We start from the raw sequence: 14127 nt of genomic DNA, 5'->3' as shown, positions 1-14127 counted from the left end.
CCGACTCTCCGTAGGCACCTGGATTCACCGGGTGCCAGCAGGATCAGCTGATCATGAGTCGGGCGTGGTGTTCAACCTGATCACTACGGGTCCTGCAACGACCCCGCCACCACTGGCGGCGATGGCTGCAAGCATTGTCCGCATATTGCTGTCGAACACACTTTTATCTGCATCTATCTGACTCAACAGTGAAGTAAGCACGGCCAGAGAGTCTGCATTCTGAAATGCCTTTGAACTTGGGTGAAAGGTATTGTCGGAGCCTTCTACGGCCAATCGACCCAATGCGAGGTTCAGCAACGCAGTTACATCCAGCTTTTGCCCGACAGCCTTATCACCCTTGACGTCCAGCGCATAACTGACGTCGTTGTTTTGCGCAACCCCGTGAAACAGCTCATGAATCAAGCCATCCGCAATGACATCGTGATTAAAGCCACTGGCAATGAATTGCCGATTGATATTGGGTACAGATATCTGGATAAACGCTTGATTTGTTCGACTGCCGGCCTTCTTCCATTCTTTATAGGCATCCAGATCAAACTCGGCGATGGAGTTGGAATCTTTATGCGGATCAAGAAAAATGTTGCTGATGGACATGCCCGCGAAATCCGCCCTGATCAATCGCAATATGTCTACCGTGGTGCCTATCGCTGCTGAGGAATCATTTCCCAGCAGTAATTTGATCAGACTTTCGCGTGGAGACTTGTAGGCCGGCTGCGTCATTATATTGAGTGCGTTGTCGATCTTTGTCTGCACACGAGGCAGGCTCCGCGGAACAATTAGCCGGGTGTAGGTAGCAGACGAAGTCTTCACCGCACGTGGCAACCGGCCTGCAACTGCGAGTTTGAAAGTGCCCAGTTTCGGCCCCCACGGCCTACCCACTCGGTCAAGCGCATACCATTGTGAGTGCCTGCGCATCGCAAACACTACCGAGGAACGCCCCCCGCTGCCTTTCGGATACCAAGTACCATGCCCCGTCAATAGAGGTTCGCTTGTGCGAATCAGGTTCGCGCCTTTCGATACGCCATGCAATGTATCCAGTTGAGCCCTCGCCAGTTCTAAAAGCTCCAGCGTGGATCGGCTGAAGCGCAACAGGCCGCCATGGACGAACTTTCCGACACCATAAAGTGCCGTGGGTACACCATCCACCGGATTCAAAAGTGAAACGGATGACGTGACCACCAGTTTTGCCACGCGCGCGGCCTTGTTCGCAGCCGAGATTGACTTGGCCGATATGCTCAGCGCTTTGGCACCCGCACCATAGAATGCGCCTCCCAGGGAAACAGCATCCATCATGCAACCATATATACCGTCTACAACCCGATTCTGTTCTCCACTGGTTATGTCTTCGATGCACTTCTTGAACGGCACAACCAGATCGACAATATAGGTAGCGATTTTATCGCCCTTCTCGCGCTCCTTCTCAAGCGCGGTCTGCTCAGAGACCACTGCCAAGAGCTCACTGAATTTAACAATGGGATGATGGGTAACAATGAATTCAGCCAAGCGGGAAAGTTGCGGATTACTAAAATTCTTGAAAGGGCTCTTCTCCACTCTTACCGGATTCGGGGCGGCAACAAGTTCACCCAACTTCTCCGGAATAGCCCTGCCGTCACCCTTGGTCTTCGATGAATCACCATGGAGGTATTTGTGCAGGTCGATTCTCAAGTGCTCTTTGATGACGGGACTTTCCAACGCTGCAGGGTCGCCGCTGAAATCAAGTCTGGCAGGCGTCTGAAAAAAGCCTGACCGGGCCAGATACTTCCCCAGCCAAATATTTTTTTTCAGTTCGCCGCGCAAAGTGAACAACTCATAGGCGATAAGTTCATCGCCATTGTTGACGCACATCAATAGCCCAAAGCGCCCGGTTACTGCATCTCTGACCTCACGGGTTTCAACGGTCTTTTCCAATTTATAGCCGGGAATGAACTGCGCGGAAAAACTTTGTGTATGGAGATAACTGGCGTCATCGCGAAAAGTAAAGAACGTGACGTTTCCGCTCAGAAAAGCCTGTAGATCTTCTACAGGCATATTGGAAATGGCATATTTCACCGTAGCGTTCAACGATCGATTGAGTTTTTCCTCGTACGTTCGTACTTGACGATGAAGCTCTTCATTCACTGAACGCAGGCGTCGTAGTCGGGGAAATTCGTCGTAAATGCTTTTTACCGAGGGATCATGGTATTTGGTCGGTTTGTATTGGGTGACGCCGGCGTGAAGAGCCGGGTTTTGGGAATAAACGACGTCAGGAAATACTTCTCGCCGATCCCAATCTCCGCCCACCAGGTCACCGGACATGTGCAAATCCACCATCGAGGTAGCCGTCGGAGAAGCAAACAGCCCCGGACGCTGATAAAGCACCTTGTCCTCAAGAAAGTCACACAGTGGTGCTGCATCCTCCAGCACATTTTTTGCAATCAAGCGCCGACTGGGAAGCGTACCGGTACGGGAAACGAAATTGTCCGCGAACATCTGGAAAGTCGACATCGCCCGCTCTGTCGTTGCTTTTTCGTTGCTTGCCAATTCAACGGAAGTCACGACGCCATTGATCAAAGCCCAATCGACCATGGGATCGATCATTGCCAGTTGACGCATCTGCGTATGCGCTTCGCTCAGGGGTTCCAGTTCGGCATAGGCGATGATTTGCGCATGGTTCAGCACACGTGATGCTCCCTGCCTTACCGAATCCACGAGTTTGACTGCACAGCAAAAACTCATCCATTCGACCGACCCCATCATCAGCGAAGATGGCATCCCCTTGACCTGCAGCTCCGGAGCAATACCCGCCAACAACAGATGCGCTGCGACCGGCGCCATGGCAGGCGTCACCGATCGCTCGGTGGTGAGAAACAACTCCAGCTCCTTGCAGAGAACTGAAGGGTGACGATTGACACGACCCGGCGCATAAAGCTCCATAGCGCCGATTGCCTTTCGGGACCGGGTCGCTCCGATCGAAGGATGGATATCGAGCAACACTGCGGTCACCAATAGCGAAGCGAGATCCTCTTTCGAAGGTGTCTCGCCGGGCTGTGAACCGAACCACTGCAACTTGTCCAGGTAGGCGCTCGCCAGCTCCAGACTGAATGAATGGCCAACTACTTTGCTCATCCACTCAGAAGCATTTTGGGAGGTAATGTCCGGCTGGCTTGTCCTGTTATGCAACACGTCCAGCAGCTTCTCGCCGGGGCTGAGTAGCTGCCGGGTTGCCAAACGAATGGCCTCACAGTGTTCGGCAGATAACGCAAAGAAAGAGTGGTCATCCGAATCAAGCTGGCCCCAATAGCTCCCCAACGCGCCCACGACTGGATCGAACTTGAAATAGTTGATCAAGTTAGTCGTCTGTTCTTTGTTTTGCGGAACTGGCAGATCATGAAACCTGAACCATCGATCGAGCGGAAGATCCAGATCAGCCCAGATATAGCCGCTTGTCGCTTCGGCCAAACCCGCGATCAAGATCAACGTGGAAATTGTCGGCGCACTTAAATCAAAATATCCTTTAGTTGACAGGTTGACCCAGCCCGAGTCTCCATGGACTTCCAAACCTCCGCTAGCTGTAACACGTATCAGACCATTATGATCACTCGCACTCTCCCTATGAAGGGCATGTATTACCGGACCTGTGGCAAGTAGCTGATTGAAAAGCATCCGCCCTGGATTATACAACTCGTATAGCGACGAGCCCTCCTGCAGTTCCACTTCATAGGCGTTCCATTTGACGACCTCCCCCTCAGAATATTTATTCAGTGCCAACTCCATCTGGGCCACAACGCTTTGGCGCTCGATAGCATCCACCGCGGTCTTCTGCACATCTTCGGCAACATTGATATTAGCCGGCCTGAAAACCCTTTTATTTGTTTCATCCATCTCTGCAACACCTCATCAAGTTGAACTTGCCGACAACTTCAGCACGATGAGCGTTCTACCGATTCCGACAGGACCAATCCACATATAAAATATTAAGCAGTGTTGCCACAGTTACAATAGCGCGAATAAGTTCGCACTGATTAATCCATTAATCCCCACTCACCAGATTTTAGATCACGACCGTTTTCTACGTCACCAGCCAGCTTCATCCGCAACTTTAAATTATTGACAGAGTCTGCATTCTTCAAAGCTTCCTGTGCACTGATTACACCTTCATTGGCCAATGCGAATAGCGCTGCATCAAATGTCTGCATCCCCAGTTCGGTGGATTTTTCCATTATCGGTTTCAGCTCCTCGAACTGACCGCGCCGGACCAGATCGGCGATGGTTGGCGTGCCCAGCAGCACCTCGACCGCCGCTCTTCGCTGGCCGTCTACGGTGCGTACGAGTCGCTGCGAAACAAAGGCTTTCAAATTATTGCCCAGCACCTGCAATAACTGCGGCCGCCGCTCTTCCGGAAACATATTGATGATCCGGTCCAGCGCCTGATTGGCGTTAGTGGCATGCAACGTCGACAACACCAAATGCCCGGTATCGGCAAACGCCAAGGCGTGTTCCATGGTTTCCCGGTCGCGGATTTCGCCGATCAGCACCACATCCGGCGCCTGACGCAGGGTGTTTTTCAAAGCGGCGTGGAAGCTGCGCGTATCGACCCCGACTTCACGTTGATTGATGATCGATAGCTGGTGGCGATGGATGTACTCGATCGGGTCCTCAATGGTGATGATGTGCCCGGTGCTATGGCGGTTGCGGTGGTCGATCAATGCCGCCAGCGAGGTCGATTTTCCGGAGTCGGTAGCACCGACGAACAAGATCAGTCCTTGCTTGAGCATGACGGTGTCGAGCAGTACCGCTGGTAGTTTCAAATCGGTGAAACGCGGTATATCGAGTTTGACGTTACGAATGACGATCGATACGTCATTACGCTGTTTGAAGATGTTTACGCGAAAGCGCCCGACGCCCGTTCGGGAGATCGCCAGGTTCATTTCCAGATCCCGGTCGAACTCCCGTCGTTGCTCGGCGTCCATCAGGGAGGCGGCGATGGCGGCGGTTTCACCGATCTTGAAAGGCTTCTCGCTCAGCGCTGTCAGCACGCCGTCGATGCGTGCGCTCGGCGGTGCGCCCGTAGAGAGGAACAGATCCGAACCGTTTTTATTGGACAAAACTGACAACAGTGCATCGATTTCCATGGCAAAAAGCACCCGCGAAGCATTCAATGAACAGACAATGGCCTGCGCCTGGCGCAGATCAACTGCAACAATGATAGACGCCGCCTCACCGAACCACGCTCAGGACTGATGTAATGAATGCTGCACCGAACACCGACGACGCGCAGGCACTGATCGCCCGCACCGACTGGAGCCGCGGCCCGCTGGGCGCTGCCGGCAGCTGGCCGCAGAGCCTGCGTACCGCGGTGGACATCGTGATTCACTCGCCGATGCCGATGCTGCTGTTGTGGGGGCCGCAACTCACGCAGATCTACAACAATGGCTTCGCCCTGCTCGCCGGCCACAAGCATCCGCACGCTTTCGGACAGCCTGCGCACCAGATCTGGCCGGAACTTCGCGACTTTACCGACCCGATTTACAGCGCCGTCCTACAAGGCCAGGTACGCAGCTACAGTGAAAGACGCTTCACCCTGCAGCGCGAAGGCAAGGAGTCGGACTTCTGGCTGGATTTGACCTACAGCCCGATCCGCGATGAAACCGCGCAAGTCGCCGGAATTCTGGTCACCGCCATCGAAACCAACGAACGCCGACGCATCGCTCTGGAATTGCAGCGACGCTCCGAGGAAAGCCTCAAGGCCCAACGCGAAACCGAAGAACGCCTGCAACTGGCCCTCGCCGCCACCGACGCCGTCGGCACCTGGGATTGGGACATCGGCGAAGATCGCTTCATCGCCGATGCGCATTTCGCTCAGTTGCATGGCATCGACCCCAGTCTTGCCAGCCAGTTGCATGGCATCGACCCCAGTCTTGCCAGCCAGTTGCCGATCAGCGATTACTTGCAAGGCGTGCACCCTGAAGACCGCGCGATGGTCGCGCGCAGCATCAAACACTGCATCACCTACGGCACCGAATACGCTGAAGAATATCGTTTGCAGCAAGGCGATGGCGAGGTGCGCTGGGTGTTCGCGCGCGGGCGCTGCTACAAGGATCACCATGGCCGGCCCGTGCGTTTCCTCGGGGCGGCGCTGGACCTGACCGAACGTAAACACACCGAACAGGCTTTGCGCCAGAGCCAGACCGAACTGCAATTGATCATCAACGCCATGCCGATCCTGATCAGTTATGTCGACCGCGAAGAACGCTTCCGCCTGAACAACGCGGCCTATCTCGACTGGTACGGCCTCACGCCGCAGGAACTCTACGGGCGCACGATTCGCGACGTCATCGGTGAAGAAGCCTACTTCCTGCGCCTGCCGTACATTGCCGAGGCGCTGGCCGGCCGACCGTGTTCATTCAGCCTGTACACCCCGCATCGCGATGGCAGCAGTCGTCACGCGCTGATGAATTACCTGCCACGCTACGGCGCGGACGGCGCCGTCAATGGTTTCTATATCTTTGTAATTGACGAAACCGAGCGCAAGAAAACCGAAGAGGCTTTGCGCAATCTCAACGAAACCCTCGAAGAGCGGGTCAGCGCCCGCACCGAACAATTGGCCCAGGCCAACCAGCGCTTGCAGAACGAGATGTTCGAACGCGAGCGCGCCGAAGATGCGTTGCGCCACGCGCAGAAGATGGAAGCTGTCGGTCAGCTCACTGGCGGTATCGCCCACGACTTCAACAACATGCTCACCGGGATCATCGGCAGTCTCGATCTGATGCAGCGCTACATTGCCAATGGCCGGGCCGACGAGATTGGTCGTTTTACCGAAGCGGCGGTGTCATCGGCCAACCGAGCGGCGGCGCTGACCCATCGTCTGCTAGCGTTTTCGCGACGACAATCGCTGGATCGCAAAACCCTCAACGTCAATGAACTGGTGCATTCGCTGGAAGATCTGATCCGTCGGACCAAAGGCGATCCGATCGAACTCACCCTGCGTTTGGCCGAGCATGTATGGCCGGTCAGCACCGACGTCAGCCAACTGGAAAACGCCCTGCTCAATCTGGTCATCAATGCCCGCGATGCGATGCCCGATGGCGGCGAACTGGTGATTGAAACCGCCAACGTGTATCTCGATGGCAGTGACATCACCACGCTGGAACCGGTCAAGGCCGGCGATTACCTGATGCTGGCGGTCAGCGACAACGGCACCGGCATGACGCCGTCGGTGCGCTCCAAGGCATTCGATCCGTTCTTCACCACCAAGCCGATCGGCCAGGGCACCGGGTTGGGGCTGTCGATGATTTATGGTTTTGCCCAGCAATCGGGTGGCCACGTCAGCCTCGACAGCCTGCCGGGCCAGGGCACGTGTGTGCGCTTGTACTTGCCGCGCTTGTATGGCGTCGAACCGGAACGGCCAGCCGTCGAGGCCGTTGAACAACCGTCGTCGACGGCGACCGGCGAAACCGTGGTGGTCGTCGAAGATGACCCGGCAGTGCGCATGCTGGTGCTCGATCTGCTCCGAGAGCTGGGTTACCAGGCCTACGAAGCCGAAGATGCCAAGACCGCCCTGCCCCTGCTGGAATCCGATCTGCGCGTGGATCTGCTGGTCACCGATGTCGGGCTGCCCGGCATGAATGGCCGGCAACTGGCGGAAATCGCCCGTCAGCATCGGCCGGGCCTCAGGGTGTTGTTCATGACCGGTTATGCGCAGAAAGCCGCCGAGCGTCAGGGTTTTCTCGAGGACGGCATGGACATGGTCGCCAAGCCGTTTGCCATTGAGCTGCTGGCCAGCAAGATCCGCACGATGATCAGCCAAACCCCGTGACTTGAGGCATAATCCGCGCCCCGCCGTCACCCCGTTATCAGGACCGCACGATGAAAGCCCAAGCCCGCCACATTCTGGTGAAAACCGCCGAAGAGGCCGAACAACTCAAACAACGCATCGCCAAGGGTGAAGCATTCGATGTGCTGGCGAAGAAATTTTCGACCTGCCCGTCCGGCAAACGCGGCGGCGATCTGGGCGAAGTGCGGCCGGGGCAGATGGTCGGGGCAATTGATGCGGTGATTTTCAAAAAGCCGTTGCGTACCGTGCATGGGCCGATCAAGAGCAAGTTCGGGTATCACCTGGTGCAGGTGTTTTACCGCGATTAAACACCGCAGCCCTGTAGGAGCTGTCGAGTGAAACGAGGCTGCGATCTTTTGATCTTGTTTTTTAACATCAAGATCAAAAGATCGCAGCCTTCGGCAGCTCCTACAGGTGTTGCATTTCAGGTTCTGGGAATCAATGCCCCCGGCACCTGAATCACCTTGCTGGCCAGCAAGTGCCCGGCCTCGGCAGCCTCTGCCGGACTCCCCCCCAGCAATCGACTGGCCAGATACGCCGCACTGAACGAATCCCCCGCCGCCGTGGTGTCCACCACCTTCGCGACCTTCTGCGCCGGCACTTCAAATGCCTCACCATCACAGCGAATCAGGCACGCCTCTGCCCCACGTTTGAGCACCACTTCCGGCGTGCCGAACTGCGCGTAAGCGGCAAACACCTGCGCGCAATCGGCAAACCCGAACAATGCCTGTTCGTCATCCACCGTCAGCAACGCCAGATCGACGTAGGGCAACACGCTGCGATACGCCGCTCGCGCGTCGTCTACAGAAGCCCACAACCGTGGCCGGTAGTTGTTATCGAAGACGATGCGCGCATCCCGCTGCCGCGCTTCGTTCAGGGTCTGAATCAGTTTCTCCCGGCCCAACGCACCGAGCACGGCGAGGGTGATACCGCTGAAATACAGCACATCATAATCCGGCAACGCCGCCAGAATCGGCGCGGCGGCCGGCGTGGTGAAGCAGTCGCGGACCGCTGCTTCGTTGCGCCAGTAAAGGAAACGACGCTCGCCGCTGGCGTCGGTCTGAATGCAATACAAGCCCGGCAGGCGCCCAGGCAAGCGCTGGACCATTTCCAGGCCAATGCCTTCGTCGGACCAGATCTGGCACATCGCGTCGCTGAAACTGTCATCACCCAGTGCGGTGACGTAATCGACCTGTGCCTTGTCGCCCATCGCGCGGGACAGATACACCGCGGTGTTCAGCGTGTCGCCGCCGAAGCTTTGCTGCAGGCTGCCGTCGGCGCGTTGCTGCAGTTCGATCATGCATTCGCCAATCAGGGCGATGCGCGGGGTGTTCGGGCCCAGGGGGCTAAGGGTGTTCATCTTGTGCTGTCTCTGTTGATGCGCGGGTGTCTGGTCTGGCCTCATCGCTGGCAAGCCAGCTCCCACAAGGATTCATGTCGCTCACAAATTTTTTAATCAACACTGAACCCTGTGGGAGCCGGCTTGCCAGCGACTGGCCGCGACTCGGTCTGAAGTCTTAGAAACAAGTCTCCATGCTCTCGATCACCGACAACTGCTCATCCACCAACAACCCCACACGCCACTTGTCGAACGTCAGGCACGGGTGCGAAGTACCGAAGGAAATGATGTCGCCCACGCGCAATTCCACACCCGGCGCCACCGTCATGAACGCATGCTGATCCATCACCGCCGTGACTTTGCACGCGCCGATGTCTTCGCCCAGTGCTGGCACCACACCCGCCTTGTAACGCAGCAACGGCACCGGCAAACCGGCATCGAAGGCGACATCACGCTTGCCCAGTGCGATCACCGCAAAACCCGGCTCCGGCAGCGACTGCACATGCGCCCAGACTTCCAGCGCCGGGCGCAAACCTTCGTGCAGATCACTGCGGCGGTCGAGCACGCAGCACTGCGCTTCTTTGTAGATGCCGTGGTCGTGCGCCACGTAGCTGCCCGGACGCAACACGCTGAGAAAACGCCCGGCGGCATTCTGCGCTTCGAACGATTCGGCAATCAGGTCGTACCACGCCGAACCCGAGGCGGTGATGACCGGTTTGGCGATGGCGAAAGCGCCGCTGTCCTGCAACTGCACCGCCAGACGCACCAGTGATGCGGCGAATTCACGGATGCCGCTGACCGCGTGATCGCCGTGAATCACCCCTTCGTAACCTTCAATGCCGGTCAGCGCCAGCGCCGGTTGCGCGTTGATCGCTTTGGCCAGCTCGATGACTTCCTGCTCGCTGCGGCAACCGCAACGGCCGCCGACCACGCCGTACTCGATCATCACGTTGAGTTTCACGCCGCGCGAGGCGAAGTAGGCGCCAAGATCGGCGACGTTGTCCGGATGATCGACCATGCAATAGAAATCGAAAGTCGGATCGGCCAGCAGATCGGCAATCAGCGCCATGTTCGGTGTGCCGACCAATTGGTTGGCCATCAGCACGCGGCGTACGCCGTGGGCATAAGCGGCACGGGTCTGGGTGGCGCTGGCGAGGGTAATGCCCCACGCGCCCGCGTCGAGCTGTCGCTTGAACAGTGCTGGCGTCATGCTGGTCTTGCCGTGGGGCGCGAGTTCCGCACCGCTGTCGCTGACAAACTTCTGCATCCAGCGAATGTTGTGCTCCAGCGCTTCGCGGTGCAGCACCAGCGCCGGCAGGCTGACGTCGCGTACCAAGTGCGCGCCAATGGCAGCGTCGCCCTTTTCCACAGCAGTATTGATGGCAGTCGTCATGGTCGAACTCCTCACTTTCGCGGCTGCAGGCAGCCGCAGTTATTCGTTGATGCGCCGGGCGAGGCTATTGGCGCTCTCGATCAGAACCCGGCGATAGTCGTTGTAATTGTTCTTCGCATCGGCCCGTGGAGCGACGATGCACAAGGTGCAAATCGCGATGCCATTGCGGTCTTTGACCGGAGCAGCGAAGCAATGGGTAAAGGTGTCGGCGACACTGTCGAAAGAGAAGAATCCATCGATACCCGCCTGACGGATTTCCGCGAGAAAACGCTCAAGAGGCAAACGCTCGCCGTCGGGCAGGATGTAATCGTCCTCGTCGATCAGGTCGATGATCTGCTGATCGCTCAGGTGTGCGAGCAACAGGCGTCCGGAAGCCGTCCACGGGATCGGCGCGTTTTCGCCGATGTCGGAGGAAATGCGGAAATGCCGCTCGCCCTCCTTCATCAGTGCCACCGTGTATTTGCGCCCGTTGAGCAGGCACATCTGCGCGGTTTCATGGGTCTGGCTGACGATCTCCTGCAAGGCGTGATCGGCCTCGCGGCTGAGATCGAAGTGACGCAAGTGCGCCTGACCGAGAAAGTACAACTGCCGGCCGAGATAGACGTGACCGTCCTTGCCCACCGGTTCCAGAATCCGTCGTTCGAGCAGCGAAGCGACCAGTTCGTAGACCGTGGATTTGGGGCTGCCGATGCCGTTGGCAATATCATTCGGGCGCAGCGGCTGGCCGATTTCCTTGAGGAAATCGAGGATATCGAACGCCCGGTCCAGACCGCGAGCCCGGCGTTTGATGGTGTCTTCGGTCATTTCAGTGGTTCCCATTCAAAGTCGCCGGATGGTAACTGGCCCTTGGTGCCGTGTCAGTGACATTGCTGCCCTCACCCCCCGCCCTCTCCCAGAGGGAGAGGGCGCCTGACTGTATCGATGCACATGTTGTGATCAGCCGCCAAAACCTGCATCGATACAGATCAGTCCCCTCTCCCTTGGGAGAGGGTTAGGGTGAGGGGCTGCGGCCTAAGCAACGCAGCAATTTTCAAGCCTTTTTCTTGTACGCGATGCAATCGATCTCGACCTTGCAATCAACCATCATGCTCGCCTGCACACAGGCCCGCGCCGGTGCGTGTTCAGGCTTGAAGTACTCGCCGAAAACCTTGTTGAAACTGCTGAAATCCCGCGGATCGTCCAGCCACACGCCAGCTCGCACGACATCTTCCAGGCCATAACCGGCCTCTTCGAGAATCGCAATCAGGTTCTTCATGGTCTGGTGAGTCTGCTCGACGATGCCGCCGACAATGATCTCGCCATCCACCGCCGGTACCTGGCCGGACACATGCAGCCAGCCATCCGCTTCAACGGCGCGAGCGAAGGGACGGGGCTGGCCGCCAGCGGCGGTGCTGCCGGTGCCGTAACGCGTAATGCTCATGGGTGTTTCTCCTGATTACAAAACGAAAGATTAAAACCGCGTGCTTTTGAGAAACTCAGCCAGACGCGGCGATTGCGGGCGTTCGAACAGCTCCTTGGGAGGCCCTTGCTCTTCGATTCGCCCCTGATTCATGAAAACGATTTTGTCCGAGACCTCGAAGGCAAAACGCATCTCGTGGGTCACCAGCAGCATGGTCATGCCGTCTTCGGCCAGGCCCTTGATCACGTTGAGCACTTCGCCGACCAGCTCCGGGTCGAGCGCCGAAGTCACTTCGTCGAACAGCATCAGACTCGGGTTCATCGCAATCGCCCGGGCAATGGCCACGCGCTGTTGCTGCCCTCCGGACAACTGACCGGGAAAGTGATTGCGCCGCTCCAGCAGGCCAACGCGCTCAAGCCATTTTTCGGCGAGCACCACGGCTTCGTCCTTGTGCATCTTCTTCACCTTGAGCAGGCCCAGGGTGACGTTCTGCAACGCGGTCAGGTGGGGGAACAGATTGAATTGCTGGAAGGCCATGCCGGTCATCGCACGATGGCGGGCGATGACTTTTTCCGCGTGCCTGATGCGCTTGCCATTGACCTCGTCATAACCGATGGATTCGCCGTCAAGCAGGATCTGTCCGCCCTGGAACTCTTCGAGCATGTTCACGCAACGCAGCAGCGTGGTCTTGCCCGAACCGCTGGAGCCGATCAGCGTCACCACGTTGCCGCGCTGCATGCTCAGATCGACACCCTTGAGCACTTCGACTGCGCCGTACTGTTTATGCAGGCCACGGATGTCCAGCAACGCCTGATTCTGTGGGGAAACTTGAGCTTGAGTCATGGCAGGGCCACCCGTTTTTCAATGTGCCGGCCGAGTAATTCGATGCCGTAGTTGATGACGAAGAACAGAAAACCGGCGAACAGGTAGAACTCCAGGGTCATGAAGTTTCGGGCGATGATCTGTTGGGTGCTGAGGAGCAATTCGGCGACGCCGATCACCGAGAGCAAGGTCGAAGCCTTGACGATTTCGGTGGACGAGTTGACCCACGTCGGCAGGATTTGCCGCAAAGCCTGAGGCAACAGCACGTAGCCGAGGGATTGATAAAACGTCAGGCCGATGGCCTGGCTCGCTTCCATCTGCCCGCGCGGCAAGGCTTGCAGCGCACCACGGACAATCTCGGCAACGTGCGAACCGCAGAACAGCGTCAGACCCAAGGCACCGGCCTGAAACGCGCTGATCTGCCAACCGAGTGCCGGCGCCATATAGAAACAGGCCAGCACCAGCACAAATACCGGCGTACCGCGAATCAGGTCGACGTAAAACCGAAACGGTGCGCGCATCCAGAACTTGCCATACGTGAGCACCAGACCGGCGACCACGCCGAGCATCGTACCGAGCAGGATCGCCAGCGCCGACACTTGCACACTGGTCAAAAAACCCTGCCAAAGCGGCTCGCGTGCAATCCACAATTCATTTAACCAACTGGGAGATTCGTACATCGCAGCCTCCTATCGGCGAATCGCCAGACGCTGCTCGAGGTATCGCAGCAGCATGGCAATGAGGTAACAGGCCGCGACATACAACGCCGTGGTCACCAGCCAGGTTTCGATCACCCGGTAGCTTTCGACGTTGATCTTGCGCGCGTAATAGGTCAGCTCCGGCACCGCAATTGCGGCCGCCAGCGAGGTGTCCTTGAACAGCGAAATGAAGTTGTTCGACAACGCCGGCAACACATTGCGCAGCATCACCGGCACGGTGACGTAAGCCTTGACCTGCCATTCGCCGAGGCCGATGGCCAACCCGGCTTCACGCTGCCCTTTGGGGATGCTCAGCAAACCACCACGGAACACTTCGGTCAGGTATGCCCCGGCATACAACGAAAGCGTGATGATGAACGAAGGGATCTTGTCCAGCCGAATCCCCAGACTCGGCAGCGCAAAGTAGATCAACAGAATCAACACCAGAATCGGCGTGTTACGCACCACCGTGACGTACACCGAAGCCAGCACCCGCAAGGCGCGATGCCTGGAGAGCAAGGCAAAGGCCATCAGCAGGCCGATCACGCAGCCGATGGCGATCGACACCAGTGCCAGTTCGAGACCCAGACCGAGCCCCGCCAGCAAGGTGTCGAAATCGCGCCACACGGCGGCAAAGTTCAACTGATAGTTCATGGTCAGCAG

At 57.5% G+C, this 14127-nt stretch carries 11 protein-coding genes; 2 read left to right on the top strand and 9 right to left on the bottom strand.

Going from position 1 to position 14127, the window contains the following annotated elements:
• Window positions 1–51: 51 nt before the first annotated feature.
• Together ACZ0A4_RS07730 and ACZ0A4_RS07725 are read right to left on the bottom strand one after the other, a co-directional pair.
• Window positions 52–3861: a hypothetical protein gene (locus tag ACZ0A4_RS07730; protein ID WP_463573920.1), complete on the bottom strand. Its 3810-nt coding sequence runs from the start codon at window positions 3859–3861 to the stop codon at window positions 52–54.
• A gap of 140 nt (window positions 3862–4001) precedes the next feature.
• Window positions 4002–5111 (bottom strand): PilT/PilU family type 4a pilus ATPase, encoded by a 1110-nt coding sequence (locus ACZ0A4_RS07725; protein WP_463573918.1) that lies wholly within the window; start codon window positions 5109–5111, stop codon window positions 4002–4004.
• A gap of 113 nt (window positions 5112–5224) precedes the next feature.
• On the opposite strand from ACZ0A4_RS07725, the gene ACZ0A4_RS07720 reads away from it, so the two are divergent.
• Both ACZ0A4_RS07720 and ACZ0A4_RS07715 read left to right on the top strand, forming a co-directional pair.
• Window positions 5225–7795, top strand: coding sequence for a hybrid sensor histidine kinase/response regulator (locus ACZ0A4_RS07720; RefSeq protein ID WP_463573917.1), 2571 nt, complete (start codon window positions 5225–5227; stop codon window positions 7793–7795).
• A gap of 50 nt (window positions 7796–7845) precedes the next feature.
• Complete coding sequence (locus ACZ0A4_RS07715) at window positions 7846–8121, top strand: peptidylprolyl isomerase (protein ID WP_007912322.1); 276 nt, start codon at window positions 7846–7848, stop codon at window positions 8119–8121.
• Window positions 8122–8237: 116 nt separating this feature from the next.
• Here ACZ0A4_RS07715 and ACZ0A4_RS07710 read toward each other — a convergent pair whose 3' ends face one another.
• The 7 genes from ACZ0A4_RS07710 to ACZ0A4_RS07680 all read right to left on the bottom strand — a co-directional run bounded on the left by ACZ0A4_RS07710 (window position 8238) and on the right by ACZ0A4_RS07680 (window position 14118).
• Entirely contained in the window at window positions 8238–9173 is a 936-nt protein-coding gene (locus ACZ0A4_RS07710; protein ID WP_397483372.1) for a sugar kinase, read from the bottom strand.
• Window positions 9174–9330: 157 nt separating this feature from the next.
• The gene (locus tag ACZ0A4_RS07705) at window positions 9331–10545 is read right to left on the bottom strand and encodes an amino acid deaminase (protein ID WP_463573915.1); all 1215 of its coding nucleotides are present in this window, start codon (window positions 10543–10545) and stop codon (window positions 9331–9333) included.
• A gap of 39 nt (window positions 10546–10584) precedes the next feature.
• Window positions 10585–11349, bottom strand: a complete 765-nt coding sequence (locus tag ACZ0A4_RS07700; protein ID WP_016984339.1) for an IclR family transcriptional regulator — start codon at window positions 11347–11349, stop codon at window positions 10585–10587.
• A 226-nt stretch (window positions 11350–11575) separates the two neighbouring features.
• Complete coding sequence (locus ACZ0A4_RS07695; RefSeq protein ID WP_007912330.1) at window positions 11576–11965, bottom strand: RidA family protein; 390 nt, start codon at window positions 11963–11965, stop codon at window positions 11576–11578.
• 30 nt (window positions 11966–11995) lie between these two features.
• Window positions 11996–12787, bottom strand: a complete 792-nt coding sequence (locus ACZ0A4_RS07690; RefSeq protein ID WP_463557916.1) for an amino acid ABC transporter ATP-binding protein — start codon at window positions 12785–12787, stop codon at window positions 11996–11998.
• Window positions 12784–13446 (bottom strand): amino acid ABC transporter permease, encoded by a 663-nt coding sequence (locus ACZ0A4_RS07685; protein WP_463573914.1) that lies wholly within the window; start codon window positions 13444–13446, stop codon window positions 12784–12786. The genes ACZ0A4_RS07690 and ACZ0A4_RS07685 overlap by 4 nt, the downstream gene beginning before the upstream one ends.
• A gap of 9 nt (window positions 13447–13455) precedes the next feature.
• On the bottom strand, window positions 13456–14118 hold the full coding sequence (locus tag ACZ0A4_RS07680) for an amino acid ABC transporter permease (protein ID WP_038368362.1): 663 nt from the start codon (window positions 14116–14118) through the stop codon (window positions 13456–13458).
• Window positions 14119–14127: the final 9 nt, after the last annotated feature.

The organism is Pseudomonas sp. AC172 (assembly GCF_979258595.1).
This window is presented reverse-complemented; position numbering and strand designations above follow the sequence as displayed.

What these genes read in the sequence shown, in the direction of transcription:
- ACZ0A4_RS07730 (WP_463573920.1), bottom strand. Translation starts at nt 3,861, where the DNA reads ATGGATGAAACAAATAAAAGGGTTTTCAGGCCGGCTAATATCAATGTT.
- ACZ0A4_RS07725 (WP_463573918.1), bottom strand. Translation starts at nt 5,111, where the DNA reads ATGGAAATCGATGCACTGTTGTCAGTTTTGTCCAATAAAAACGGTTCG.
- ACZ0A4_RS07720 (WP_463573917.1), top strand. Translation starts at nt 5,225, where the DNA reads ATGAATGCTGCACCGAACACCGACGACGCGCAGGCACTGATCGCCCGC.
- ACZ0A4_RS07715 (WP_007912322.1), top strand. Translation starts at nt 7,846, where the DNA reads ATGAAAGCCCAAGCCCGCCACATTCTGGTGAAAACCGCCGAAGAGGCC.
- ACZ0A4_RS07710 (WP_397483372.1), bottom strand. Translation starts at nt 9,173, where the DNA reads ATGAACACCCTTAGCCCCCTGGGCCCGAACACCCCGCGCATCGCCCTG.
- ACZ0A4_RS07705 (WP_463573915.1), bottom strand. Translation starts at nt 10,545, where the DNA reads ATGACGACTGCCATCAATACTGCTGTGGAAAAGGGCGACGCTGCCATT.
- ACZ0A4_RS07700 (WP_016984339.1), bottom strand. Translation starts at nt 11,349, where the DNA reads ATGACCGAAGACACCATCAAACGCCGGGCTCGCGGTCTGGACCGGGCG.
- ACZ0A4_RS07695 (WP_007912330.1), bottom strand. Translation starts at nt 11,965, where the DNA reads ATGAGCATTACGCGTTACGGCACCGGCAGCACCGCCGCTGGCGGCCAG.
- ACZ0A4_RS07690 (WP_463557916.1), bottom strand. Translation starts at nt 12,787, where the DNA reads ATGACTCAAGCTCAAGTTTCCCCACAGAATCAGGCGTTGCTGGACATC.
- ACZ0A4_RS07685 (WP_463573914.1), bottom strand. Translation starts at nt 13,446, where the DNA reads ATGTACGAATCTCCCAGTTGGTTAAATGAATTGTGGATTGCACGCGAG.
- ACZ0A4_RS07680 (WP_038368362.1), bottom strand. Translation starts at nt 14,118, where the DNA reads ATGAACTATCAGTTGAACTTTGCCGCCGTGTGGCGCGATTTCGACACC.